The organism is Rhizobium binae, assembly GCF_017357225.1.
GTDB lineage: Bacteria > Pseudomonadota > Alphaproteobacteria > Rhizobiales > Rhizobiaceae > Rhizobium > Rhizobium binae.
Map to the genome: position 1 here is coordinate 4,004,595 of NZ_CP071604.1, position 24,747 is coordinate 4,029,341.

The 24,747-nt window shown below is 62.1% G+C and carries 20 protein-coding genes and 1 pseudogene; 7 read left to right on the forward strand and 14 right to left on the reverse strand.

Features of this window, described 5'->3' with window-relative positions; all coding sequences use genetic code 11:
* Positions 1 to 12: 12 nt before the first annotated feature.
* Both J2J99_RS19550 and J2J99_RS19555 read right to left on the reverse strand, forming a co-directional pair.
* Positions 13 to 966 carry a sugar-binding transcriptional regulator gene (locus J2J99_RS19550; protein ID WP_168301266.1) on the reverse strand — a complete coding sequence of 318 codons (954 nt, stop codon included), beginning with the start codon at positions 964 to 966 and terminating at the stop codon, positions 13 to 15.
* A gap of 137 nt (positions 967 to 1,103) precedes the next feature.
* Positions 1,104 to 1,682, reverse strand: a complete 579-nt coding sequence (locus J2J99_RS19555; RefSeq protein ID WP_205919169.1) for an exopolysaccharide biosynthesis protein — start codon at positions 1,680 to 1,682, stop codon at positions 1,104 to 1,106.
* Between the two features lie 259 nt (positions 1,683 to 1,941).
* On the opposite strand from J2J99_RS19555, the gene J2J99_RS19560 reads away from it, so the two are divergent.
* Positions 1,942 to 2,859 carry an ROK family protein gene (locus J2J99_RS19560; protein ID WP_168301268.1) on the forward strand — a complete coding sequence of 306 codons (918 nt, stop codon included), beginning with the start codon at positions 1,942 to 1,944 and terminating at the stop codon, positions 2,857 to 2,859.
* Here J2J99_RS19560 and J2J99_RS19565 read toward each other — a convergent pair.
* The 10 genes and pseudogenes from J2J99_RS19565 to J2J99_RS19610 all read right to left on the reverse strand — a co-directional run bounded on the left by J2J99_RS19565 (position 2,856) and on the right by J2J99_RS19610 (position 14,852).
* Positions 2,856 to 3,712: pseudogene (locus J2J99_RS19565) on the reverse strand (family 20 glycosylhydrolase). The gene J2J99_RS19560 and the pseudogene J2J99_RS19565 sit on opposite strands and share 4 nt — an antisense overlap.
* Before the next feature lie 204 nt (positions 3,713 to 3,916).
* On the reverse strand, positions 3,917 to 7,063 hold the full coding sequence (locus tag J2J99_RS19570; protein ID WP_168301269.1) for an efflux RND transporter permease subunit: 3,147 nt from the start codon (positions 7,061 to 7,063) through the stop codon (positions 3,917 to 3,919).
* A gap of 24 nt (positions 7,064 to 7,087) precedes the next feature.
* The gene (locus J2J99_RS19575; RefSeq protein WP_168301270.1) at positions 7,088 to 8,227 is read right to left on the reverse strand and encodes an efflux RND transporter periplasmic adaptor subunit; all 1,140 of its coding nucleotides are present in this window, start codon (positions 8,225 to 8,227) and stop codon (positions 7,088 to 7,090) included.
* 50 nt (positions 8,228 to 8,277) lie between these two features.
* Entirely contained in the window at positions 8,278 to 8,886 is a 609-nt protein-coding gene (locus J2J99_RS19580; protein ID WP_168301271.1) for a TetR/AcrR family transcriptional regulator, read from the reverse strand.
* Between the two features lie 196 nt (positions 8,887 to 9,082).
* Positions 9,083 to 9,514, reverse strand: a complete 432-nt coding sequence (locus J2J99_RS19585; RefSeq protein ID WP_168301272.1) for an OsmC family protein — start codon at positions 9,512 to 9,514, stop codon at positions 9,083 to 9,085.
* A gap of 146 nt (positions 9,515 to 9,660) precedes the next feature.
* Positions 9,661 to 10,440, reverse strand: a complete 780-nt coding sequence (locus tag J2J99_RS19590) for an SDR family oxidoreductase (RefSeq protein WP_168301288.1) — start codon at positions 10,438 to 10,440, stop codon at positions 9,661 to 9,663.
* A complete protein-coding gene (locus J2J99_RS19595) occupies positions 10,440 to 11,330 on the reverse strand; it encodes an aldose 1-epimerase (protein ID WP_168301273.1) in 891 nt (296 codons plus the stop codon). The genes J2J99_RS19590 and J2J99_RS19595 overlap by 1 nt, the downstream gene beginning before the upstream one ends.
* On the reverse strand, positions 11,327 to 12,277 hold the full coding sequence (gene araH / locus J2J99_RS19600; RefSeq protein ID WP_168301274.1) for an L-arabinose ABC transporter permease AraH: 951 nt from the start codon (positions 12,275 to 12,277) through the stop codon (positions 11,327 to 11,329). Before araH ends, J2J99_RS19595 begins: the two co-directional genes overlap by 4 nt.
* Before the next feature lie 17 nt (positions 12,278 to 12,294).
* Positions 12,295 to 13,800, reverse strand: coding sequence for an L-arabinose ABC transporter ATP-binding protein AraG (araG, locus tag J2J99_RS19605; RefSeq protein ID WP_168301275.1), 1,506 nt, complete (start codon positions 13,798 to 13,800; stop codon positions 12,295 to 12,297).
* Positions 13,801 to 13,868: 68 nt separating this feature from the next.
* On the reverse strand, positions 13,869 to 14,852 hold the full coding sequence (locus J2J99_RS19610) for an arabinose ABC transporter substrate-binding protein (protein WP_168301276.1): 984 nt from the start codon (positions 14,850 to 14,852) through the stop codon (positions 13,869 to 13,871).
* A gap of 164 nt (positions 14,853 to 15,016) precedes the next feature.
* On the opposite strand from J2J99_RS19610, the gene J2J99_RS19615 reads away from it, so the two are divergent.
* From J2J99_RS19615 to J2J99_RS19630, 4 genes are all read left to right on the forward strand, one after another.
* A complete protein-coding gene (locus J2J99_RS19615; RefSeq protein ID WP_246735436.1) occupies positions 15,017 to 15,817 on the forward strand; it encodes a FadR/GntR family transcriptional regulator in 801 nt (266 codons plus the stop codon).
* A 65-nt stretch (positions 15,818 to 15,882) separates the two neighbouring features.
* Positions 15,883 to 17,031 (forward strand): galactonate dehydratase, encoded by a 1,149-nt coding sequence (gene dgoD, locus J2J99_RS19620; RefSeq protein ID WP_168301277.1) that lies wholly within the window; start codon positions 15,883 to 15,885, stop codon positions 17,029 to 17,031.
* 98 nt (positions 17,032 to 17,129) lie between these two features.
* Positions 17,130 to 17,525, forward strand: a complete 396-nt coding sequence (locus J2J99_RS19625) for a DoxX family protein (protein ID WP_168301278.1) — start codon at positions 17,130 to 17,132, stop codon at positions 17,523 to 17,525.
* Between the two features lie 78 nt (positions 17,526 to 17,603).
* A complete protein-coding gene (locus J2J99_RS19630) occupies positions 17,604 to 18,383 on the forward strand; it encodes an SDR family oxidoreductase (RefSeq protein WP_168301279.1) in 780 nt (259 codons plus the stop codon).
* 12 nt (positions 18,384 to 18,395) lie between these two features.
* Here J2J99_RS19630 and J2J99_RS19635 read toward each other — a convergent pair whose 3' ends face one another.
* A complete protein-coding gene (locus J2J99_RS19635; RefSeq protein WP_168301280.1) occupies positions 18,396 to 19,613 on the reverse strand; it encodes an adenylate/guanylate cyclase domain-containing protein in 1,218 nt (405 codons plus the stop codon).
* A gap of 561 nt (positions 19,614 to 20,174) precedes the next feature.
* Between J2J99_RS19635 and J2J99_RS19640 the strand changes: the two genes are divergently transcribed.
* Both J2J99_RS19640 and J2J99_RS19645 read left to right on the forward strand, forming a co-directional pair.
* Complete coding sequence (locus tag J2J99_RS19640) at positions 20,175 to 21,083, forward strand: SMP-30/gluconolactonase/LRE family protein (RefSeq protein WP_168301281.1); 909 nt, start codon at positions 20,175 to 20,177, stop codon at positions 21,081 to 21,083.
* 251 nt (positions 21,084 to 21,334) lie between these two features.
* Complete coding sequence (locus J2J99_RS19645; protein ID WP_168301282.1) at positions 21,335 to 23,581, forward strand: glycoside hydrolase family 2 protein; 2,247 nt, start codon at positions 21,335 to 21,337, stop codon at positions 23,579 to 23,581.
* A gap of 49 nt (positions 23,582 to 23,630) precedes the next feature.
* Here the strand turns inward: J2J99_RS19645 and J2J99_RS19650 are convergent, their stop codons facing one another.
* The gene (locus tag J2J99_RS19650; RefSeq protein ID WP_207600937.1) at positions 23,631 to 24,746 is read right to left on the reverse strand and encodes an ABC transporter ATP-binding protein; all 1,116 of its coding nucleotides are present in this window, start codon (positions 24,744 to 24,746) and stop codon (positions 23,631 to 23,633) included.
* Position 24,747 lies beyond the last annotated feature (1 nt).

Here is a 24,747-nt window from a genome sequence, read left to right on the forward strand (position 1 = left end):
AGAATTTTTTGCTCAGTTCTTGAGCAAAAACTCAGCGGTCTCTTCGTCGGTGATCAATCCATTGATTTGATGGCCCACAACAGCCGCCCTGATCGCCTTGAATTTGCGTTTTCCCTTGGCGAGCCCGATGACCATCGATGCCTCGCGCGACGGGATCGGCGCGGACGCGACGCGCTCGTTGATCGGGTTGTCAAGCAACCTGCCGTCGGCATCGAAGATCCAGCCGCAGATCTCGCCGACCGCGCCGCCACGCATCAGCTCCATCATCTCGTCCTTCTCGAGGAAACCGTCGACGCAAAGCGGACCGTCGATGCCGAGCTCGCCGATGCCGACGAAGGTGACGTCGGCCTGGGCGCTCATGTCGAGCGTCGAGCGCACCAGTTGCTGGCCGTGCAGCAGTTCCCGCTCCTCGGCCGAGGAAACGAGCACCGGCAGCGGCATCGGATAATGCCTCGCCTTCACCGCATCCGCCATGCTGAAGATGACGTTGTAATAGGCGGCCGAACCGTCCGGCGCGATATTGCCGGTCAGCGAGACGATGCGGTGATTGGGACATTCGATCGCCGGGAGCTGGTCGACCGCCGCCTTCAGCGTGCGGCCGGTGCCGACCGCAAGCACGATCGGCTCCGTCCGCTTCAGCCAGCGCTCGATCTCGGCCGCCGCCGCCTCGGCAATGCCGATGGTGGTCGAGGAGGAGCCGGGGTCGCTCGGCACCACCTCCACATGTTTCAGCCCGAATTTCCGCCGCAGCTGACTGCCGAGTTCAAGACAGGCGGCGATCGGATGATCGAGCCGCACCTTGATCAGGCGCTCGGCGACCGCAAGAGACACTAGCCGCTGCGCCGATTGTCGCGAGATCCCCATCGCGGCGGCGATTTCGTCCTGCGTGCGCCCGGCGACGTAATAAAGCCAGCCGGCACGCGCCGCATCGTCGAGCCGTGCAGGGGTCTCGGATCTTTTTGCCATCTACTGCCTACCACGCAAAGTGCGCCGGCTTGCCGCCGCCGAATATGATGTCGAGTCTGTACCGCGCCAGATCAAAACAAAAATCCTGAAAATGTCGAGCCTGTTGACAGAGGCCCTGCCCGAATAACCGCTTCTATTCAGGCAAACCACTGCATGACGAGATAGATCCCCGCCTTGACGAGGCCGTAGATCACGCTGCCGGCGACGGCGAGCGACACCGCCGTCATGATGAAGCCGATGAGCGCGAAGAGTCCGTCGCGGCCCATGATGCCGAAGGCGAAGACCGAGATCGTGACCGCCGGCAGGATGTTGCCGAGCGGAACCGGCAGCACCAGCACGATCGACAGCAGCAAGCATGCGAGACCGGCGAAATACTCTGCCGGCGGTTCGGCGAAGATGGCAAGCCTCGGCTTCAGCATGCGTTCGGCCCAGGCGAGCCAGCCATGGATGCGGATGACGATGCTTTCGAAATTCTCCCGCCGCACCGAACGGTCGGCGATCGCCTTCGGCAGCCAGGGTCTCAGCCCGAAGGTCAGCTGCGCCGCCAGGAACACCAGCGGCGCACCAAGCAGCGCCGAGGTGCCGGGCGGCGTCGGAAAGGCATTCGGCAAGGCAAAGATCAGCATCAGCGCGCTGATCGCCCTGTCGCCCATCGTCTGGAACAGATCCCCGATCGAAATCCGCTCCCGGCTGCGGTCGGCGGCCAGCTGCCGCAGGATGGCTGAGAGGCGCCGGCCTTTGGGACGTGGCGGACGTGGTCTTCTGCGTCTTTGGGAATTGGCGTTTTCGATGGTCATGATACCGGTGAATGATGCAAGTGCAGGCTTCGATTTTGGTCGCGCAATATGCCAAATGAATGACTTATGCGGTCAGAAATTGCGGCACGACCCTGAACCCGATGCGGGAAGGAAGGCTTGTAATTCCCCGCCAACAGTGCGAGCAGACGGCATAGACCAGGAAAGCGGCAGAGCAAAAATGATCATTTCGTTCGACATCGGCGGCTCCGCAATCAAGGGCGGCATCGCCCGCTCCGAGACAGATATCGTTCCCCTCGGACGCCGGCCGACGCCGAAGGACGACTTCGCCGCGTTCGTCGACACCCTTCGCGCCATCATCACCGAAACCGGGCAACAGCCGAGCCGCATTGCGCTGTCCATCGCCGGCGTCGTCGATCCCGACACGCAGCGGCTGATCTGCGCCAACATTCCCTGCATCCATGGCCGCACGCTGGCCGCCGATCTCGAAGCCGAACTCGGTCTGCCGGCACTGATCGCCAACGACGCCGACTGTTTTGCAATGGCGGAAGCCGGCCTCGGCGCCGGCCTTGGCCACCGCATCGTTTTCGGCGCCATTCTCGGCACCGGCGTCGGCGGCGGATTGGTTGCCGATGGGCGACTCGTCAACGAAACCGGCGGCTTTGCCGGCGAATGGGGACATGGTCCGATCATCGCCGCCGCAGCCGGCAATCCGCCTGTCGCGATTCCCGCCTATACCTGCGGCTGCGGCCAGAAAGGCTGCGTCGATACCGTCGGCGGCGCCCGCGGCCTGGAGCGCCTGCACAAGACGCTGCACGATCTCGACTTTTCCAGCGAAGAGATCATCGGCCAATGGCGGCAGGGCGAGGAAAAGGCGACACGCACCATCGACGTCTATGTCGATCTCGTCGCCTCGCCCTTGGCGCTAACGGTCAACATCACCGGCGCGACCATCGTGCCGGTCGGCGGCGGTCTGTCCAACGTCGAGCCCTTGCTCGCCGAACTCGATCGCGCCGTGCGTGCCCGGATCCTGCGCAAATTCGACCGCCCGCTGGTAGTGCCCAGCCAATGCCGTATCGAACCCGGTCTGATCGGCGCTGCATTGTTGGGGCTGAAAGCAGAGGCAGCCGCTCTTTAAAGAGTTGGCCACATCCGCACGATCGCTGCGAACCGATCCCAGTCCTTGCGTGTCAACGGCGTCCACGCCGCTTCGGCGATTGCCGGGAGGCGCGGAAAAACCAGCCGGTTGAACGTGGCCCGCGAAGCGACGTTGCCGCTCCAGATGCAGGCCTGGATGCCACGTATCTTGTCGCTCAAGGCCTCGGGCAGCTCCGCCTCGGCCTCATAGGCATAGGTGCGTTCCGGTGGCGTGACATCAGCCCAACTCGCCCCGCCCCAGGCCTCAGCCTGGGCCATGTCGAGATAGTAGGCCTGTCCCGGCGTCACCACCACGTCGTAGCCGTCTTCAGCGCCTTGATCGCATCCGGCCGGGTCTCTTCAGCGGCATAAAGGATGGCAGCCAGATCTCCCGCCTTCAGCCCGAGCGACAGTGGCCGGGGCAACAGCGCATAGGGTTGTTCGACCCTGCCCCGCGGCAGCAGCGGCGGCGCCGCACCGCCATCCCGGCCTTCGAGCATGAGACCGCCGAAACCGACCGCGACGCGACGGCCGTCGCCGAGCGTCAGCCAGGCCGATCTGATGCCGTCGGTCCGATGTTTTGGTTCGTCGGCCAGCCCATCGACGGTGAACCGCCAGCGTCCGCCCGCAGGAATGCTCAGCCCCTCGGGCGGCAGGAATTCGTGGAAGCTCGCGACCTGCCGCGTTAGGCTGGCACCGTCGCAGACATGGGCGTCGGCAATTCGCGTCTGCGACCGATAGGCAAGCGAGAAGCCGGAAAGCGGCTCGGACGAAGGATTGAAGAGCGTCAGGGTCAGGCGTCCGGCACCCCCTTCGACCGGGTTCCAGCTCGCTTCCAGATGGTAATCGGCCATGATCGTGCCTCCCCGCCCATTGATCCGCGGCTATGCATGCCCGGATCGCTGCGAGTCGCTCGGCATGTTTTCGCAAGCTTAGCTTTTTCGAGACGGCAATGGAATCGGCTGCCGGAGTTCAAGGCGGAACGACCTCAGCAGATTTGCGGGAATTACAGCGCAACCCCCGCAAAGGAAAACGGCGCGGCTTTCGCCGCGCCGTCCTCACTCGGCTGCCAACGCCGGCGGATGTCTGTCATCCGCCTCTTCCTGGATGGCGTCGGCATCTCGGCCTGGCTCGTCCTTTGCCTTCGGCTCCCGGCCGAAGAAAAGGGCGTAACCGGCGGGCAGAACCAGAATGGTGAGCACTGTCGCAACCAGGATGCCGCCCATCATCGCGTAGGCGAGCGGCCCCCAGAAGACGCCGCGCGAGATCGGGATCAGCGCCAAGACGGCGGTCAGCGCCGTCAGCATGATCGGCCGGAAACGCCGCACGGCAGCACCAACGATCGCCTCCTGCCGGTGCATGCCGGCCTTGATATCCTGGTCGATCTGATCGACCAGGATGATCGAGTTGCGCATGATGATGCCGAGCAGCGCGATGACGCCGAGGATCGCCACGAAGCCGAAAGGCGCGCCGCTGATCAGCAAGGCGGCCGCAGCACCTATGATGCCGAGCGGACCGGTGGCGAGCACCAGCATCGCCTTGCCGAAATGCTGCAGCTGCACCATCAGCAGCACGATAATGACGGCAAGCATGATCGGCGCCTTGGCGGCGATCGACATCTGGCTTTCCGCCGCATCCTCGGCACCGCCCTGGATCTCGACCTTGTAGCCGGTCGGCAGGCTGTCGCGCAGGTCCTTCATGTCGGCATACATTTTCATCACCACGTCGTTCGGCTGCACGCCATCGGGCAGCGTCGCACGGATGGTGATGGTCGGCAGCCTGTTGCGCCGCCATTCGATGCCCTGCTCCATGACAGGCACGACCTTGGCAACCTGCGAGACCGGCACGAAGCCGCCGAAATCCGTCGGGACATAGACCGAATTGACCGCCGATAGCAGTGAGCGGCTGGCATCCGGCTCACGGGCGACGATCGAGACTGTCTCCTCGCCGTCGCGGAAATCGTCGAGCGGGGCGCCGGACATGGCGGTCTGCAGCATCTGCCGTACCCGCTGCGAGGTGACGCCGAGCGCCCGGGCGCGATCCTGGTCGATCACCAGCTTCATCGCCGGCACCTGTTCCAGCCAGTCGTCGTGGATGGCTCCAAGCATCGGGTTGGCTGCAAAGCGAGCCTTCACCTGGTCGGCGATTTCACGGACTTCCTGACGGTCAGGGCCCATGACGCGCATCTGCACCGGCCAACCTGTGGGCGGGCCAAGGAACAGGCGGTCGACCTTGCCGCGGATCGAGGGGAAATCTTCCGCAAGAATCGTGCGCAGCTTGAGGATCAGCCGTTCGCGCGCCGGCTCGTCCTTCGCCATGACCAGAAGCTGGGCGAAGTTCGGGTTGCGCAGCTGCTGGTCGAGCGGCAGGAAGAAGCGCGGCGCGCCTTCGCCGATATAGGTGGCGATGAACCGCTTGTCGGGATCATCCATCATCTTCGCTTCCAGCGCCTTGGCCTGAACCTCGACCTCCTTGATGCTGGTGCCCTCGGGCAGCCAGAGATCGACGAGGATTTCCGGTCGCGAGGATTGCGGGAAGAAATTCTGCGGAATGAACTGGAAGGCCCAGAGGCTGGTGACGAAGGTGCCGAGCGTCAAGAGCAACACGATGACCCGGTGGCGAACCGCCCAGCCCACCGTGTCGCGCAGCCGGCGATAGAAACGCGTGTCGAAGGCGTCGCGATGCTCGCCTGCGTGATGGCGCTGCTTGAGGATCATATAGCCGAGCCACGGCGTGAAATAGACCGCGACGAACCACGAGGTCACCAGCGCGATGCCGACGACGTAAAACAGCGAACGCACATATTCGCCGGCCGTCGACGCCGCGAAGCCGACGGGAATGAAGCCGGCCGTGGTGATCAGCGTGCCCGTCAGCATCGGGAAGGCGGTCGAGGAATAGGCGAAGCTTGCCGCCTCGATCTTTACGAGCCCCTCCTCCAGCTTCCGCTCCATCATCTCGACGACGATCATCGCATCGTCGACGAGCAGGCCGAGCGCGATGATCAGCGCCCCGAGCGAGATGCGCTGCAGGTCGATGCCGAGTTCGTTCATCAGCGCGAAAGTGGCGGCGAGCACCAGGGGAATGGCGATGGCGATGACAAGGCCCGAGCGCCAGCCGATCGACAAGAAGGAGACGACAAGCACAATGGCAAGCGCTTCGCCGAGCGCATGCATGAACTCGCTGATCGCATCGGTCACCACGTCGGGCTGGTTAGCGATCTGGTCGACGGCCACACCGTAAGGCAGCGCTTCCTCGAAGCGCTGATAGGTCGCCTCGACGTCCTTGCCGACATCGGTCACGTTGAAGCCCTTGGCCATGACGACGCCGACCTGAACGCTATCATGACCATTGAAACGGTACTTGCGTTGATAGGGGTCCTCCAGGCCGGAGCTGACGGTGGCGATATCGCCGAGGCGCGTCACCTGGCCGCCGGCGCGAAGGCGCAGCTCACGGATATCGGCCGCCTTTTTCACGTCGCCTTCGACGGAGATTCGCACCGAGCGCAGGCCGGTATCGACGGAGCCGGCCGGATCGACATTGTTCTGGCCCTTGACGGCGTTCTGCAGGTCGAGAATCGTCAGACCCCGCTCGGCGAGCGCCTTGGACGAGACGTCGATATAGATCTTCTCCGGCTGGTCGCCGATGATGACGGCCTTCTCGACGCCCGGCGTCGTCAGCAGCATGTCGCGTGCCTGAATGGCGAATTTCTTCAGTTCCGGATAGGAATAGCCGTCGCCGCTGATCGAATGCAGCGTGATGAAGGTATCGCCGAATTCGTCGTTGAAATAAGGGCCGAGCAAACCCTGCGGCAGTTCGCTGGAGATGTCGCCGACCTTCTTGCGCACCTGATAGAAGGCATCCGCCACGTCCTTCGAATTCGTGTCGCCCTTGACCTGCAGGGTGATGATCGCGCTGCCCGCCCGCGTATAGGACTTGACCCAGTCGATATGCGGGGTTTCTTGCAGCTTTCGTTCGATCTTGTTGACGACCTGGTCTTCCATCTCCTGGATGGAAGCGCCCGGCCAGATCGCCTGGACGACCATGACGCGGAAGGTGAATTCTGGATCCTCGCGCTGGCCCATGCGCATCAGGCCGAGCACACCGGTAATGATGATCAGGCCGAAGAGGAAGCGGGCGATGCTCGGATGGCCGATCGCCCAGCGCGACAGATTGAAGGGCCGCTTTTCAGTGGTGGTGGCATCCATCGTTTTCTTCCCTTTGCGACGCGATCAGCGGACCGCCTGGTCCGTGGCGGCCAGGGCCGATTGCTGGTCCGGCACCTTCACCTTCAGATTTTCGCTCATGAACTGCGTACCGGCGGCAACGACGAGATCGCCGGTATCGAGGCCTTCGGTTACATGCACACCGTCGCCGGTGAAATCGGCGACCTTGATGTCGCGGCCATGCACGGTCGCCGTGTCGCGGTCGACGGTCCAGACCATCTTCTTGCCGTCCTTTTCAGCCAGCGCGCTGAGCGGGATCGAGACATAGCTGTTGCCATTGCTGATATCGGCCTCGATCGTCGCCGTCATGCCGAGAAGCACGCGCGGATCGTTCGGCAGGCTCACCCGAACCGCAAAGGTGCGCGACTGCTGGTCGGCGCTGCCGGAAACCTCGCGCACCTTGCCGTCGAGCACCAGCTTGTCGTCGGCCCAGAAGCTTGCCTTGACCGTCTTGCCCGGCTTGAATTCGGCGATGTCGTTTTCCGGGACCGCAATCTGCACTTCCTTCTCGCCATCGACGGCAACGGTGACGACGGGGGTGCCGGAGCCGACGACCTGGCCGATATCGGCGTTGATCGCCGTGACGATGCCGTTCTGGCCAGCCTTGAGTTCGGTATAGCTCACCTGGTTCTTCGCCTGGTCGAGCGCCGAGAGCGCGGCATCGCGCTGCGAAATCGCCTGGTCATGGCTAAGGGCTGCCTGTTCGAGCTGCGACTTGGGGGCGACGCTCTTGTCGAAGAGCTGCTCGGCGCGTTTGTTGGCGAGATCGGCGGTTTCGACCCCACGTTCGGCCGCCGCGAGATTGGCCTCCGCCGTCTTGACCGCCAGTTGGTAATCCGTGGCATCGATGCGGGCGAGCGTGTCTCCCGACGTTACCCGATCGCCGATATCGACGAGGCGTTCGGTAATCTTGCCGGCGACGCGGAATCCGAGATTCATCTCCGTGCGTGCCTTGACCGAACCGGAATAGTCGAGCTTGCGTGTGTCGCCGGCCCTGGCGATCTCGACGACCTTCACCGGCCGGATGACCTCTTTCACCTCGGCCTTCTCCTCCGAGCAGGCGGAAAGGCCGATGCCGACCACGCTGACGAGCGCCAGGCTCAGAGCGGACGGCATGCGATGGCTGAGGGTCTTGAGCGAAAACATCGTCCGCACTCCTGGATCGTTTCGGGGGTATCGACGGCGGCTGCCGTCGGCTATTTCTTGAGCGCCCTGATGACGTAGTCGATCAGTTCGTCGACGGCAGCACGGTTGGTTTTCGCAAGACATTGCGCCACCATCTGCGGGTGGCAGAGGTTGACCGTCGCCGCGCCGAAGCAGCGCGAGGCGACCACCGGATCCTGCTCAGCGAACTCGCCGGCGGCGATGCCTTCGGCGATGATTTCGGCAATCAGATCATGGACGCGATCGATATGTTTCTCGATGACATGCCAGTCGCGCTCGATCGCGACCACGATCATCTCGTGCACCTTCATCTCGTCGAGCATCGTATCCATCGTCCATTGATACTGAGTCTCGACATAGAGGCGCAGCCGTTCGCTGGCGCTGAGCGGCTGGTGGCGGACGTCATAGGCGAGCTGATAGCAGGTGGCGAGCATGCGCCCGCAAAGTGCCTGATGGATCTCCACCTTCGAAGCGAAGAACCGATAGATATTGGCGGGAGACATGCCAAGATCGCGGGCGATATCGGCAACTGTCGTCTTGCTGTAGCCGTAGTGACGGAACAGCCGCTCGGCCGCGTCAAGAATGCGCGTGACATTCTCCTGCCGCGTGACATCGAGCGTATTTTCCGCGATGTCGTTCATGAGTTTCAAAGCCTCGACTTACGACTGACGATTTTTGAATTTCGTCAGTCGTAAAACATCAGGAATCTCTTGTCAATGCACCTACTGACCCTGACGGCTTGAGCATGATCAATTTCGAAGCGAGGTGGCTACGAACGTCAACACAACGAAAAGTGCCGCGACGTCAGACGCGCGGCACGTCGTCGACGCAAATAAATCAAGCGAGCTTGACGTCCAGCGTGATCGGAACGGCTGCGAGCGCCTTGGAAATCGGGCAGCCGGCCTTGGCCTTGTTGGCCAGTTCGGTGAAGGTCGCCTCATCGGCACCGGGGATGCGGCCGGACAGCGAAAGATGGATGGCGGTGACGGCAAAGCCGCCCTCGACGCTTTCGAGCGTCACCTTGGCCGAGGTTTCCATATGTTCGGCCGTGAAGCCGGCTTCCCCGAGGATCAAGGACAGCGCCATGGTGAAGCAGCCGGCATGGGCGGCACCGATAAGTTCTTCCGGATTGGTGCCGGGAATGCCTTCGAAGCGGCTGGCAAAGCCGTAGGGATAGTCCGTCAGCGCGCCGCTCTGCGTCGAGATCAAGCCTTTGCCGTCCTTGAGTCCGCCGGCCCAATGAGCCGAAGCCGTACGATTGATCTGCATGCCGTCCTCCTGTTTTCGATTGTGCTTTCAGGAAGCGGCAGGGCGCCGCTCCGTGCCTGCGGGAGATCAGATTGCCCGCGATGGGCAATATAACGCTCTATCTTCGGAAGACGACAGGCTTGTAAAAGTCGACGTGCCTGAAGTGTTCAGACGGAATGCTGCAGGACGCTGAGGCCACCATCGATCGTCAGGCAGGTGGCGTTCATGAACGGGCATTCGTCGGAGATCATGAAGACGGCCGCCATGGCGATCTCCTCCGGCGCAGCAATACGCCCGCCCGGATGCAGTTTCATCGTCTCGGCCTTGGCGGCCTCCGGATCGGGGAAGCTGTTCCAGTAATCGATCACCTTCTGCGTCGAGACATAACCCGGCGCCAGCGCGTTCACGCGGATATTGCGGGCCGCATATTCGAGCCCGAGAGATTTCGTCATTCCCAGCAAGGCGTGTTTTGCGAGAGGATAGGGAAATGTGTGCGGGATGATGGTGAAGGCATGCGTCGAGGCGATGTTGAGGATGACGCCGCCGCCCTGTTCGATCAGGCCCGGCAGCACCGCCTTGCAGCAATTCCACGCGCCCTTGAGGTTGATGTCGAAACAGCGGTTCCATTCGTCGTCGCTCGTCGCAAGCGGCTCGGCGAAAACATTGACGCCGGCATTGTTGACGAGCGCGTTCAGCTGTCCGATTTCTTCCTTCGCCTCGGCAACCACCCGCGTGATCGTTCCGGCATCGGTTATATCGGCCGGCAGATAACCCACCCGGGCGCTGGTGCTCGCGAGATCTGCCGCCGCCCGAGCCAGCAGCGCCGCATCGCGGTCCACGAGATAGACGGCCGCATCCTCGCTGATAAACGCCTTCGCGATCGCAAGGCCGATACCCTGCGCAGCGCCCGTTATCAGGATGTTCTTGCCGTGCAGGCGGTTGCTCATCATCTTCCCTCCGGTTGAACCGGCAGCGCCGACAGATCGATCGTCACCTTGCCGGAAAGTACCTCACCCCTCGCAAGCGGCATGAGGCCGCCGAATTCCGGCAGGTGATGGCCGTTCGGCAGATGGCTCATCGGCTCGAGACAGAAGAAATCCGTGCGGTCGATCCGCATATACAGCATGAACCGGCCGAGCGCGGCGTCGGCCTCCAGCGCCGCCTGAAATCCAAGTTCCGGCCAGGCGATGGCCGCTCGCCCGTCCCATCCCTCGAAGGCATTGTTCATCCACAGCCGCGGCAACGGCTTGCCGGAGCTGAAATCGAAATCATCAGGGACCGCACCGGGTTCTCCGGGGAGATGGTCGTGCCGCTCGTTCCAGAAGCGGTCGGCGGCAATCGTCAATCGCGTTTCCGGCGTCCTGACGAAGAAGGGATGCTGGCCCAGCCCGAAAGGCAGAGCCGCCTCACCTCGGTTCTCCACGGAGAGCGTCAGCGCCAGCCGATTGCCGGCAAGACGGATCTCCTGCCGGGTGAGATAGGCGTAGGGCGAAATGCTGTCGGCATCTTTGGAAAAGCTGAGTTGCACATGCTCGGGGCTCGATTCCTCCAGCCGCCAAAGGCTGATCCAGCCGTCGCCGTGCAGGTAGAGAGAATCGTGACAATTTCGCTGGAAGGCATAGTCGCGTCCACCGAAGGACATGGCATTGCCTCCCACCCGATTGCCGAACGGCACCATTGGAAAATTCGCGAAGATCCCGTCTGGGCCGCCGGCCGGAAGGAGAAAGGGCTTGCCCCGAAACGTTGCGGCGGTGACGGCAGCGCCCCAGAGGCTGACCCGGACCGAGAGGTCGCCGTGACTGAGCTCGATTTCATCTCCGCCATGTCCGTTGCTCATCCACGCCGTCCTACCGCCGAAGACCTCAGATTGTCGAGCAGCACCGCGATCAACAGGATCAGCCCGCGCACGACATACTGATAGAATGCCTGGATATTGAGGAGATTCATAACGTTTTCGGCAATGCCCATGATCAGCACGCCGACAATGACGCCGCTCATCGCCGCCCGGCCGCCGGCCAGCGACACCCCGCCGAGGACGCAGGCCGAAATGACCGACAGCTCGAGCCCCGTCGCCGCGTTCGGCTGGCCGGAGGTGATGCGTGAGGCGAGCAGGATGCCGGCAATGCCGCAGACGAGGCCCTGCAACGCAAATATCCAGATGCGCGTGTTGACGACATTGACCCCGGCAAGCCGGGAGGCCTCGGGATTGCCGCCGATCGCCAGCGTATTCTTGCCGAAAACGGTGCGATTGAGGACGAAACCGAAGACCACGAAGAGGATCAGCATGATCCAGATCGGTGTCGGCACGGTGAAGAAGCGCGACAGGGCAAGCTGATAGAAGGCGGGATCGTTGATGCCGACGGCGCGGCCATCCGAGGCGATTAGCGACAGCCCGCGCACGATCTGCATCGTCGCAAGCGTGGTGATCAGCGCATTGATGCGAAAGCGGGCAATGACGATCCCGTTGACGAAGCCGACGACGGCGCCGCACAGCAGGGCGGCGAGCAATCCGACTGGAATCGAGCCCGTCGCGTTCGAGACCATCACGGCAACCATCCCGGAGAAGGCGACGATCGAGCCGACCGAAAGATCGAAATCGCGCGATGCCAGGCAGTACATCATCGTGCAGGCGACGATGCCGATGGTAACGACCGACTGCAAGAGCCCCAGCATGTTTCGCTCGGTCAGGAAGTTCGGGACAAAGAGCGAGACGATCACGAAGGCGGCGGCGAAGATCACCACCAGCCCCTGTTCGCCGAGAAGGGTTTTTTTCAACGCATTCATTATCCGTATTCCTGATCTTAAATGGTGCCGGCGGCATTCTTGTCGGGCAGTGCCGCGGTCAGGATGCTGCGCTCGTCGAACGCCTGCCGGGCGACATTGGCCGCCACCCTGCCCTGGCACATCACCATGATGCGATCGCAGATGCCCATGACTTCCGGCAACTCGCTTGATATCACCACGATCGCCATGCCGGCGGCCGCCAGCTCATAGAGGATGTCGTAAATCTCCGACTTCGCCCCGACGTCGATACCGCGGGTCGGCTCGTCGATGACGAGGACCTTGATCCCCTGCTCGGAGAGCCAGCGCCCGAGAATGACCTTCTGCTGGTTGCCGCCCGAGAGATTGACGATGTCCTGCCGGCGCGACGGTGTGCGCACCCGAAGCTTGGCGATAAATTGGTCTGCCTGTGCTGCCTCCATCTTCGGCTTCAGGATGCCGAAGGGCGAAAAGTGCCGGCGGGATGAAATCGCGATATTCTCCTCGATCGACCGACCTTGGACGATGCCGTCGAACTTGCGATCCTCGGGGCAGAGCACCATGCCGGCCTTGATCGCCGCTTTCGGATTGTCGGGCGAGACGGCAACGCCGTCGATCGTCACCTCACCCTGATGCCTGGCATCGGCGCCGTAAAGCAGCCGCGCCATCTCGCTGCGGCCAGCCCCGATCAGCCCGAAGAAGCCGAGAATTTCACCCTGGCGCACTGAAAAACTGATCGGATTGCGCAGCTTTGGCCCGGAGACGCCCTTGACCTCCAATCGGATGTCACCGAAGGCGCGTTCGCGCCGTCCCCAGACATTGCTGATCTCGCGCCCCACCATTTCCGAAATGATCTGTTCGCGCGTCGTCTCGGCGATCTTCGGGTGATGGGCGGCAAGCTTGCCGTCGCGCAGCACCGTCAGGCTGTCGCAGAGCCGGAAAATCTCGTCGAGACGATGCGAAACGTAAAGGATGACGGCTCCCCTCGCCTTCAGCCTGCCGATCAGCGAAAACAGGATTTCACTTTCACGCGAGGAAAGCGAGGAGGTCGGCTCATCGAGCGCGATCACCCGCGCGTCGAGCATGACGGCCTTGGCGATCTCGATCATCTGCCGCGCGCCGATCGAAAGCGAGCTGACCTTGGCGGAAGGATCGGCGTCGATGCCGATCTCCTCGAGCTTCGCGCGCACCGTCTCGATCAGCGTCTTCGACTGGATGATGCCGCCCCTGGCCGGAAAGCGGCCGAGCCAGAGATTTTCGGCAACCGTCAGCTCCGGAACGAGTTGCAGTTCCTGGTGGATGACGACAATGCCGGCATGGAAGGCGTCGCGCACCGAGCCGTATTTCTGCTCCTCCCCATCGATGAAGATGTTACCATCATCGGCCGCCTGATCGCCGGAGAGGACGCGAATCAGCGTCGATTTGCCGGCGCCGTTTTCGCCCATGAGGCCGTGGACGGTGCCCTTCTCGACGGTGAAGGAAATATTCGCCAGCGCCTGCACGCCGGGATAGCCCTTGGAGATATTGTTGAATTCGAGGAAAGCCATCACTGCTCCGACGAGAAGGATCCGGCAGCACACTCGGGTGCCGCCGAATTGACATCATCCGGAGATGATCACTCGATGCCAAGATCCTTGCGGACCTTCTCGTAGTCGCCGCGCAGCGCCAGCGAGCCGGAGGTCAGGGTCAGCTTTGCCGGCTTCTTGCCGTTGGCGATCCAGTCGTACATGTTCATCGCCGTCTCGTAGCCATGACGCTTCGGCGAGATGATGACGGTGCCGAAGAAGCCTGTCGCCGACGGCTTCTTGAATTCGTTGATCGCCGATTCCGCGCCGCCGATGCCGACGCCGATGATGTTGGTTGCCGGGATGCCGACCGACTCGGAAGCACGGACGGCGCCGAGGACGGCTTCGTCGTTGAGGCCGAAGGCGACCCAGTATTTCACATCGGCATGTTTGTTGAGAACCGTGGTCGCGGCATTGAGCGCAGCCTCCGTATCGGTCTTCGCCTGCGGCGCGTCATAAATATTATCGGCCGAGAACCCGGCGGATTTCAGTACCGAGATAGCGCCCTCGACGCGGTCGACGGCGGTCGGCAGCTGATCGTAGGAAATCCGGATCGCGCCGACATTCTTCATGTCCCAGCCGCGTTTCTTGATCTCGTCGACGATCGCCTGGCCGACGGTCTCACCGATCTTGGTGGCCGAAATGCCCATATGCGGAACGTCTTCCAGCGGCTTGCCGTCGGCGCTGACGAGCCGGTCGTCGACCGTCATCAGCTTCAATTGGTTGGCTTCCGCTTTGGCGACAATGCCGGGCCCGAGCTTGACGTCCGGCGTGCAGACAATGAAGCCCTGCGCACCCTGGGCGCCGAGATTGTCGATCGCCGATTGAACCTTCTCGCCGTCTTCAGCGCCGATCTTGACGACAGTGAAGCCTTTTTCTTTTGCTGCCTGGTCGGCGAATTTCCATTCGTCCTGGAACCACGGCTCCTCCGGCTGCTTGACGATGAAGCCGATCTTCACATCCGCGGAAAATGCCGAGCCGGCTGTCAGGATGGCGAAAGCGCCAGCCACAATAGCTGCTTTGAACAAGCGCATGTCTCTCTCCCTAAACTCTGAAGTCGAGTAACTGCCTCCCCGGCAGTGTCCAATGAATTAAGTTAAATCATCATACCAGTCAATTGCCAATGTATGATGATTATAATAATAGGATAGCAATGGGAGTCCGGAGGGTCCGTCGCAAAGGCGATCGAATTCGGATAATGAGGTTCGGTTGCTTCCCAGGAGAAAGTTGTGGAGAGGTGAAGTTGGAATCTGAGGGACAGGGCCGAGCGGAAAGCTCCGACAGCAGTGGACGCCGGCCGCGCGTACGCCGTAACGTTACGGCGGCGATCGCTGAGGATATCTGTGCGGATCGCTATCCGTCGGGCTCGCCGCTGCCCCGCGAGAACGATCTCTGCGAGCTCTACGGCGTCAGCCGCACCGTCATTCGCGAATCGCTGAAAGTGCTGGAGTCCAAAGGGCTTGTCCGCGGCAAGCCGCGGGTCGGAACGACCGTTTGCGACAGGGACGAGTGGAATATCCTGGATGCCGAAGTGCTCGACTGGATGGGGCCCTACATCAAGGACTTCGACCTGTTGGGCTGCATTCTCGAGGCCCGGCGCACCATCGAACCGGCAGCCGCCGAGTATGCCGCCGAACGAGCCAGCGCCCAGGAGATTGCCGATCTCGACAAGGCATGGCGGCAAATGCGCGACAGCGCCGGCGAACCGGAAAGCTTTACCGATGCCGATGTGATGTTTCATACGGTGCTGCTGACGGCCAGCCACAACCAGGTCTTCCGCCGCCTGTCGAGCGCCATCCATGCGGCGCTGAAATATGCATTGCATGCCTCCAATATCGCCGTCGAAAACCGGGAGGATGCGGTACGCGTTCACGGCCAGCTGGTCGAGGCCTTGCGCATGCGCGACAAGGCGGGCGCCCGGGAATGCGCCAACCTCATGCTCGATCTTGCAGTGCGCGACCTTGCCGCCGCCGAAAAGGTGATCGGCAGGACCAAATGATGTTTCCCAAGGAATGAGCGGCGATGCCGCCGTTTGAAACATGAGAAAAGACTGAAAGAACCGCAATGAAGATCACCAAACTCACTACCTATATTGTTCCGCCGCGCTGGCTGTTTCTGAAGGTCGAGACCGACGAAGGCATTGTCGGCTGGGGTGAGCCGGTCGTCGAAGGCCGCGCGCTGACGGTCGAGGCCGCCGTCCACGAGCTCGAAGACTATCTGATCGGCAAGGATCCCTTCCTGATCGAGGACCACTGGACCGTGATGTATCGCGGCGGCTTCTATCGCGGCGGCGCTACCCATATGAGCGCCATCTCCGGCATCGACCAGGCGCTGTGGGACATCAAGGGCAAGGCCCTCGGCCAGCCGATCCATTCCCTGCTCGGCGGCCAGCTGCGCGACCGCATCAAGGTCTATTCCTGGATCGGCGGCGACCGTCCTGCCGACGTCGCCAACAATGCCAAGGAGGTGGTTGCCCGCGGCTTCCAGGCGATCAAGCTCAACGGCTGCGAGGAAATGCAGATCGTCGACACCAACGAGAAGGTCGAGAAGGCAGTCGAGACCATCGCCGCCATCCGCGAGGCGATCGGACCGCATATCGGCATCGGCGTCGATTTCCACGGCCGCGTCCACAAGCCGATGGCCAAGGTGCTCGCCAAGGAACTCGAACCCTACAAGCTGATGTTCATCGAGGAGCCGGTGCTTTCCGAAAACAAGGAAGCGCTGCGCGATATTGTCAACCATACCTCGACACCGATCGCGCTCGGCGAGCGGCTCTACTCGCGCTGGGACTTCAAACAGGTGCTTGCCGACGGCTACGTCGACATCATCCAGCCGGATCTTTCGCATGCCGGCGGCATCACCGAATGCCGCAAGATCGCGGCGATGGCGGAAGCCTATGACGTGGCGCTGGCGCCGCATTGCCCGCTCGGCCCGATCGCACTCGCCGCCTGCCTTCAGGTCGACGCCGTCAGCTATAATGCCTTCATTCAGGAGCAGAGCCTCGGCATCCACTACAACACCGGCAACGACATCCTCGACTACATCTCCAACAAGGAGGTGTTCAAATATGCCGATGGTTTCGTCTCGATCCCCCAGGACCCAGGTCTCGGCATCGAGGTCGACGAGGCCTATGTCATCGAACGCGCCAAGGAGGGTCACCGCTGGCGCAATCCGATCTGGCGCCATGCCGACGGCAGTTTCGCCGAGTGGTAAAAACTGCAGGGGGTCGCGCAAGCGGCCCTTTTTTGTTCGCGGTGTCGGATATCGCGCGTCTCATCCGTCATAGTGGAAACTCAAAGAGGAGATTGAGCATGGCCAAAGCAATCGCAATCATCGTCGCCCGCATCATCTTCAGCTTCATCTTCTTCATGGCCGCCGGCTTCAAGTTCGCCGATATCGGAGCGACGGCTGCCTATATCACCGCTGCTGGCTTTCCGATGGCGACATTCCTTGCCTGGGTCGCAGCCATCTTCGAGATCGCGCTGGCGCTCGCTTTCATATCCGGAGCCTTCTTCACCGAAGCCAGCCTGCTCGCAGGCGTCTACGTCATCTTCCTCGCCTTTGCCTTCCACGGACCATCCCATTGGCAGCAGAACCAGGCCGAATTCGGCTTCTTCGTCGATCACTTCACTTTCTTGGCCGGCCTGCTCTTCGCAGCCGTCCATGGGCCGGAGAAATGGACGCTTCGCCACAGCCTCGTCAAATAACGCATCGGTCCGATACCGTTCCGGAACCAAGAGCCGCTGCGATCATTGCTTCTCCACCAATTGGCAGAGGAGCGATTCATGGCATTCGAGGGAAAGAGCGCCTTGGTGACGGGGGCGGGTTCCGGCATTGGCAAAGCGACCGCATTGAAGCTTGCCGCCGGAGGGGCAAGGGTCGCGGTCCTCAGCCGCACGGAAAGCGAAGTGCAGCAAACCTGCTACGAGATCGTCGCCGCCGGCGGCCAGTCGATCGCGCTGACCGCCGACACAAGCGACGAAGCCCAGATGCGGGGGGCGATCGAAGGGGTGACGAAGGCCTTCGGCGGTATCGACATCGTCGTTGCAAATGCCGGCATCAACGGCGTCTGGGCGCCAATCGACGATCTGAAACCTGACGAGTGGGATCAGACGATGGCCGTGAACCTGCGCGGCACCTATCTGACGCTGCATCTGACCGTGCCCTGTCTGAAGGTTAACGGCGGCTCCATCGTCGTCGTCTCCTCGATCAACGGCACGCGCACTTTCACCACACCGGGCGCAACCGCCTATACCGCAACCAAAGCAGCCCAGGTTGCCATGGTCCAGCAGCTCGCGTTGGAGCTTGGAAAACATCGCATCCGCATCAATGCGGTCTGCCCGGGGGCGATCGAAACCGGCATTGCCGCCAACACCACCATGCGCCACCGCGAGGAGACCGAAGTGCCGGTTATCTGGCCGGAAGGCGAAATCCCGATCACCAACGGCAAGAAGGGTTCGAGCGACGATGTCGCCGAGATGATCCTTTTCCTCGTATCCGACCGCGCCCGCCACATCACTGGCACGCCCATCTGGATCGATGGCGGTCAAAGCCTTTTGCGATAAAGGTGCCGGAAATCAGCCGTTCAGTCGGGCACTGTCAAGCGTATACAGTTCTTGCGCGCGCTGGACGCCGCGCAACGCATAACGTCCGACACAGGCGAGCGCGGCGCGCTCTTCCTCGGGTATGGCCGCAGCGAAATCAGAAGAGATCAGCAGGTTGAGATCGACCGAACGACACATCGAGGCGATCCGGCTGACCTCGTTGACGGCGGGGCCGATGACGGTGAAGTCCAGCCGGTCCTGGCTGCCGATATTGCCGTAGAAGACATCGCCGATATGCAGGCCGATATAGACGTCGGTCGTCGCCCGGCCGTCGGCCGCGCGCGCGGCATTCAGCGCGGTGAGCTTTTCCCGCAGCAGCGATTCGGCGCTAAGCGCCGCACGGCATGTCTCAGCCGGCACCTCGCCCTTGAAGATCGCGAGCACACCGTCTCCGATCAGCTTCAGCACGTTGCCGCCCGCCTCGTGGATCGCCGAGATCGCCACCTCGCTGTAGTCGTTGAGCAGCGGAATGATTTCCTCAGGCGGCACACGGTCGGAAATCTTGGTGTAGTTCAACAGATCGGAAAACCAGAGTGCGGCGGAAATCCGCTCCGATTTGCCGCGGCTGATCTTGCCTTCCATCACCTGGCGCGCGGCGTCCTCGCCGAGATAGACTTCGGCAATGGTGCGGGCGATGCGCCCGAGCGCGATACATTTGATCGCCAGTCCGAGGACCGGCACGAGCTTCCGCAGGATGGCGAGATCGTGATCGGAAAACCCCTCGGGATGTTTCGTCGCGAAATGCGAGAAGAAGCAATCCATCTCACCGATCGTGCCAGCTTCGCTGAAACGATGCATCATCGCCACGAAATCCGTATGGCCGGCTTCGGCAATCTTGTCGAGCATCGTGAAATCGACCGGATCGCCGAAGCCCAGGCGTCGGCGTATCTCGCGCTCGTTGCCCGACCAGAGATGATAGAAAGCCGAACGCTGCCAGTTCGACGCCGCTTCACCGGAGCTCGTCGGGCCATATTCGAATTCGGTTTCGATCTCTTCCACGCTGTCCCAGCGGAAGGCGCGGCCCTCATGCACGGGGTGCAGCGTGTCCATCAGCGCCAGGCCGCGGTCGAGCGGCAGGCCGGCATTTCGGCAAGCCGCGCAGAAGCCGGTCATCAGCTCGGCTTCCGAAGCGCCCTTCAGTCCCTGCTCCGTAACCCAGGCCGCAATTGTGCTGACGTCGCTGTAATCCATGCCGCTTTACCTCGCTGATATCAAGCTTTAGCCTAAATTCGGCCTCGATGGAAAGCCGATTGCCTCAATCGCCGGCCGGCATGTTGTAGGGCGTGATGATTTCAACCGGTGAAAGCAGGCGGGAACCGTCTGCCGTGAGACTTCGCGGCTCATGATCGCCCTGAAGGGCGAACGCGCAGCGGTTCTGAGATCATGATGTAGCACGAAACCGATCCGGAGTGCCGCAAGCAGAGCCCGATTGCATCGAGAGCACGGGCGACGAAGTCGCGCACGGGACGGACGGCCGCCTCGAAGACTGCCGGCTCGGTTGCCGCCGCCGATCGAATAAACGGCATTGATCCCGGAATCGGCCGCAAGCGCTGCCGCCGCACGTGCTTCCTTCGCCGCATCGCTGCCGTGCAACGCGCTGGTCAAGCCGCTGCCTGGGTGTTTACGACGACCGCCGCATCCGGTCGCCGCCCTTTGGAAAAACTGGAGCCCGGCATTTCCCATCACCGGGCTCTGGCACCTCCTCCCGTTTGTCGCTAGGAAAAGGACGGCAGCATTCAGGGAGGAACCAGCTTGGCCGACAATCTGCTTTACGACATCCGCGATGAACGTTTCGGCGCCCTGGTCATCGGCAGCGCAGGCCTCGAGGAACTCTATTCCGGCTGCCGCTGGACGGAAGGCCCGGTCTGGTTTTCCGACCTCAACTGCCTGCTCTGGAGCGATATCCCGAACGAACGCATGATGCGCTGGACGCCCGACGGTACGGTCTCGGTCTTCCGCTCGCCCTCCAACTACGTCAACGGCAACACCCGCGACATGCAGGGCCGGCTGGTTTCCTGCGAACATGGCGGCCGCCGTGTCACCCGCACCGAACCGGACGGCAGCATCACCGTCCTGGCCGATAGCCACAAAGGCAAAAGGCTGAACTCACCGAACGACGTCGTCGTCCGCTCCGACGGTTCGATCTGGTTTACTGATCCGACCTACGGCATCCTGTCGGATTACGAAGGGCACAAGGCCGAGCCCGAGCAGCCCACGCACGTCTATCGGATCGACCCTTCAAGCGGCACGATCGAGGCCGTCGTCGAGGACTTCATCCAGCCGAACGGTCTTGCCTTCTCGCCCGACGAAACAAAGCTCTACATCGCCGATTCCGGCTCGGCAAAACATGAAGTGCCACGCCACATTAGAGTTTTCGACGTCGTCGACGGCAGAAGGCTTACGAACAGCCGCTATTTCTGCAGCCTCGATGTCGGCAATCCCGACGGCTTCCGCTTCGATGTCAACGGCAATCTCTGGACGAGCGCGGGGGACGGCGTGCACTGCTTCTCGCCCGACGGAACGCTGCTCGGCAAGGTCAAGGTGCCGCAGACGGTCTCCAACCTCACCTTCGGCGGCCCCAAGAAGAACCGGCTCTTCATCACCGCGACGCGCTCGGTCTATTCGATCTACACGAAGACCAACGGCGCGCAATTTCCGTGAGGTTCTGGACACCGCTCGAAGACCGTCATTCCGGGATGACGACTTGGACAAAAAAAGCTAAAGCGCGTCACACGAATGAGATTCGATCTGCGTGCTTCAAAGCATGATGCCGAAACCTGTGAGCGATTTTCGGACAACATCCTGTTCTGGCAACTCGCAAATTATTGCATCAAGAAGGAATACGCCGATGATCCGATTTTCACGCGCCGAAAGGTGCCGCACCGCTGCTGCGACGACCAGGAGAGCCTGAGATGCGGTCCGTCGTTTCCTTCAACGAAGGCTGGAGTTTCCACGAGGGCTTCGGCCAGCGTCTGCTCGAAAGCTTCGATGCCGCCAGGTCGGTCAGTCTGCCCCATACCGCTGTCGAACTGCCCTTCAACTATTTCGACGAGAAGAGCTATCAGCGCGCCTTCACCTATCAGAAAGTGCTGCGCTGGCTGCCGGAATTCGAGGGCCGCGAGGTGTCGCTCGTCTTCGACGCCGCCATGGCCGACAGCGTCGTCTATCTGAACGGCGAAGAAATCATCGCCCACAAGGACGGCTACACCCCCTTCGAAGCCCGCCTCACCGGCAAGCTCATCAAGGGCGAGAACCTCGTGACCGTCAAGGTCGACGGCAGCGAAAACCCCGCCATTCCGCCTTTCGGCGGACGCATCGATTATCTCACTTATGCCGGTATCTACCGCGACGTCTGGCTGAAAGTCACCGACCCGGTGTCGATCCGCAACCTGAAGATCGAAACCACAGACGTTCTCGCTCCGGAGAAGTCGGCAACCATCCGCGTCGATATCGCCAATCCCGAGGGCCGCAGCTTCTCGGCGACCGTCACCGCCACGCTGAAGCAGGCCGACGGCACGGTGATCGCCACCGCAGCAACCGAGACGATCGGCGATTGCACCAGGCTTTCCTTCGGCGGCCTTACCGGCATCGCGCTCTGGGACATTACCGATCCCACGCTCTACGACGTCACCGTCGAACTCCGGACCGAGCACGGGTCCGACCGTGTTTCGAACCGCTTCGGCTTCCGCACCGCCGAATTCACGCCGGAAGGTTTCTTCTTGAACGGCAGGCCGCTGAAGTTGCGCGGCCTCAACCGCCATCAGTCCTTCCCCTATGTCGGTTATGCCGCCGGCCGCTCCGCCCAGGAGCGCGACGCCGATATCATGAAGAGCGTGCTGAAGTGCAATATCGTCCGCACCTCGCATTATCCGCAGTCGAAATGGTTCCTCGACCGTTGCGACGCGATCGGCCTGCTGGTCTTCGAAGAGATCCCGGGCTGGCAGCATATCGGCGACGCCGACTGGCAGAAGGAATCGATCGAGAACGTCCGCCGCATGATCGAGCGCGACTGGAACCATCCCTCGATCATCATCTGGGGCGTACGCATCAACGAGTCCCAGGATAGTCACGATTTCTATGTCGAGACCAATCGCCTCGCCCGTGAACTCGACAGCACCCGCCAGACCGGCGGCGTGCGTTATATCACCGAGAGCGAATTGCTCGAGGACGTCTACACGATGAACGACTTCATCCTCGGCAATGAGGAATTGCCGGGCGCCAACCGTCCGCGCACCGTGCTGCGCGGCCAGCAGGAAAATACCGGCCTGTCCCGCAAGGTGCCGTACCTCATTACCGAGTTCAACGGTCACATGCACCCGACGAAGATCTATGACCAGGAACAGCGCCAGGCCGAGCACGTGCGCCGTCATCTCGAGGTGCTGAACGCCGCCTATGGCGATCCCGATATCTCGGGCGCCATTGGCTGGTGCATGTTCGACTACAACACCCACAAGGATTTCGGTTCCGGCGACCGCATCTGCTATCACGGCGTCATGGACATGTTCCGCGAGCCGAAATTTGCGGCCTATGCCTATATCAGCCAGTGCGACCCGTCCGACGAGATCGTCATGAAGCCGGCGACCTTCTGGGCGCGCGGCGAGCGAAATATCGGCGGCGTGCTGCCGCTGATCATCCTGACCAATTGCGACGAGGTGGAGCTGCAATATGGCGGGCTCAGCAAACGCATCGGTCCGGACCGCGAGAATTATCCGCATCTGCCGCATCCGCCCGTCGTGCTCGATCATCGTCACTTCACCGCCGATGAACTCGGCACCTGGGGTCTCGAATGGATCGACGGCACCTTGACCGGTTATATTGGCGGTGAGCCGGTAACGAGCCTGACATTGGCCGCCGATCCGCTACCGACGACGCTGGAAGTCGTCGCCGACAGCTCGACGCTGAAGGCCCGCGAACGCGACAGCACCCGCGTCATCATTCGCGCTCTCGACCAGTGCGGCCAGCGCCTGCCCTTCATGAACGACAGCATTTCGCTGAAGGTGCATGGGCCCGCAAAGATCGTCGGTCCCACCAATGTGCCGCTGCAGGGCGGCACCGCCGGCTTCTGGCTGGAGGCGACGGGACTGGTCGGCGAAATCACTGTCGAAGCGGTCTCCTCGCGTTTCGCGCCGGTTACATTTACTGTGACGGCCACCGCCTAATTTGGTGAAGGGCCCGCGCATCTGATCAGGCGCGCCTAGCCTCTGGTCATCACGCGATGCGCATCTGGCTGTCGGGATCGAAGAAGACGGCCTTGTCGAGATTGAAGGCGAGGCGTGTGTTCTGGCCTGGAGCGATGCCGGCATCGGCGCGCAGGCGGGCGACGACGGATTTGCCGCCGAGCTTGGTGACGGCGAAGGTGTCGGAGCCGGCCGGCTCGACGACCTCGATCAGGCAATCGTCCTCGGTCAGCGAGCGCGCCTTGCGGTCGGCACCGTCAGGGTCGGTCAAGGCCTCGGGGCGGATGCCGAAGATCACCTGCCTGCCGGCATAGGCGGAGAGACCGTTGGCGCCGGCAACGACCGGCAATCGCAGCGGCGCGCCGTTCGGCCGCTCCAGCGACACGGCAAGCCCTGAGGCGCCATTCTCGACGGTGGCGGCAAGCAGGTTCATCGCCGGCGATCCCATGAAGTCGGCGACGAAGAGATTGGCGGGGCTGTTATAGATCTCGGCCGGCGTGCCGAACTGCTGCAGCACCCCGTCCTTGAGCACGGCGATCTTGGTCGCCAGCGTCATCGCCTCGATCTGGTCGTGGGTGACATAGACGAAGGTGGTGCCCATGCGCTGGTGCAGCCGCTTGATCTCGGTGCGCATATCGACGCGCAGCTTGGCGTCGAGATTGGACAAGGGCTCGTCGAACAGGAAGACCTGCGGATTGCGCACCAGAGCCCGGCCCATGGCGACGCGCTGGCGCTGGCCGCCCGACAACTGGCTTGGCTTGCGGTCGAGCAGATGGCCGATCTGCAGCATGTCGGAGACCTGCTTGATCGCCTTGGCCCGCTCCTCCTTCGGCACGCCGCGGATCTCCATGCCGAAGGCGATGTTGCCCGCCACCGTCATGTTCGGATAGAGCGCATAGGACTGGAACACCATGGCGATGTCGCGCTTGGACGGGTGCAGGCCGTTGATGGCGCGGCCGTCGATCCGGATATCGCCGGAGGTGATCGTCTCCAGCCCGGCAATGGTGTTGAGCAGGGTCGACTTGCCGCAGCCGGACGGGCCGACCAGCACCAGGAAGCCGCCCTTTTCGAGTTCGAGATCGATGCCCTTGAGGATGTCGACGGCGCCGAAGCGTTTTCTGAGACCGGAGATTTCGAGGAAGGCCATG

Excerpts from the sequence above, each read along its gene's own strand:
- J2J99_RS19570 (WP_168301269.1), bottom strand. The coding sequence starts at position 7,063 with ATGGATGCCACCACCACTGAAAAGCGGCCCTTCAATCTGTCGCGCTGG.
- araH (WP_168301274.1), bottom strand. The coding sequence starts at position 12,277 with ATGAATGCGTTGAAAAAAACCCTTCTCGGCGAACAGGGGCTGGTGGTG.
- J2J99_RS19610 (WP_168301276.1), bottom strand. The coding sequence starts at position 14,852 with ATGCGCTTGTTCAAAGCAGCTATTGTGGCTGGCGCTTTCGCCATCCTG.
- J2J99_RS19630 (WP_168301279.1), top strand. The coding sequence starts at position 17,604 with ATGGCATTCGAGGGAAAGAGCGCCTTGGTGACGGGGGCGGGTTCCGGC.
- araG (WP_168301275.1), bottom strand. The coding sequence starts at position 13,800 with ATGGCTTTCCTCGAATTCAACAATATCTCCAAGGGCTATCCCGGCGTG.
- J2J99_RS19625 (WP_168301278.1), top strand. The coding sequence starts at position 17,130 with ATGGCCAAAGCAATCGCAATCATCGTCGCCCGCATCATCTTCAGCTTC.
- J2J99_RS19615 (WP_246735436.1), top strand. The coding sequence starts at position 15,017 with ATGAGGTTCGGTTGCTTCCCAGGAGAAAGTTGTGGAGAGGTGAAGTTG.
- J2J99_RS19650 (WP_207600937.1), bottom strand. The coding sequence starts at position 24,746 with ATGGCCTTCCTCGAAATCTCCGGTCTCAGAAAACGCTTCGGCGCCGTC.
- J2J99_RS19560 (WP_168301268.1), top strand. The coding sequence starts at position 1,942 with ATGATCATTTCGTTCGACATCGGCGGCTCCGCAATCAAGGGCGGCATC.
- J2J99_RS19645 (WP_168301282.1), top strand. The coding sequence starts at position 21,335 with ATGCGGTCCGTCGTTTCCTTCAACGAAGGCTGGAGTTTCCACGAGGGC.
- J2J99_RS19635 (WP_168301280.1), bottom strand. The coding sequence starts at position 19,613 with ATGGATTACAGCGACGTCAGCACAATTGCGGCCTGGGTTACGGAGCAG.
- J2J99_RS19595 (WP_168301273.1), bottom strand. The coding sequence starts at position 11,330 with ATGAGCAACGGACATGGCGGAGATGAAATCGAGCTCAGTCACGGCGAC.
- J2J99_RS19585 (WP_168301272.1), bottom strand. The coding sequence starts at position 9,514 with ATGCAGATCAATCGTACGGCTTCGGCTCATTGGGCCGGCGGACTCAAG.
- J2J99_RS19550 (WP_168301266.1), bottom strand. The coding sequence starts at position 966 with ATGGCAAAAAGATCCGAGACCCCTGCACGGCTCGACGATGCGGCGCGT.
- J2J99_RS19580 (WP_168301271.1), bottom strand. The coding sequence starts at position 8,886 with ATGAACGACATCGCGGAAAATACGCTCGATGTCACGCGGCAGGAGAAT.
- J2J99_RS19590 (WP_168301288.1), bottom strand. The coding sequence starts at position 10,440 with ATGAGCAACCGCCTGCACGGCAAGAACATCCTGATAACGGGCGCTGCG.
- J2J99_RS19575 (WP_168301270.1), bottom strand. The coding sequence starts at position 8,227 with ATGTTTTCGCTCAAGACCCTCAGCCATCGCATGCCGTCCGCTCTGAGC.
- dgoD (WP_168301277.1), top strand. The coding sequence starts at position 15,883 with ATGAAGATCACCAAACTCACTACCTATATTGTTCCGCCGCGCTGGCTG.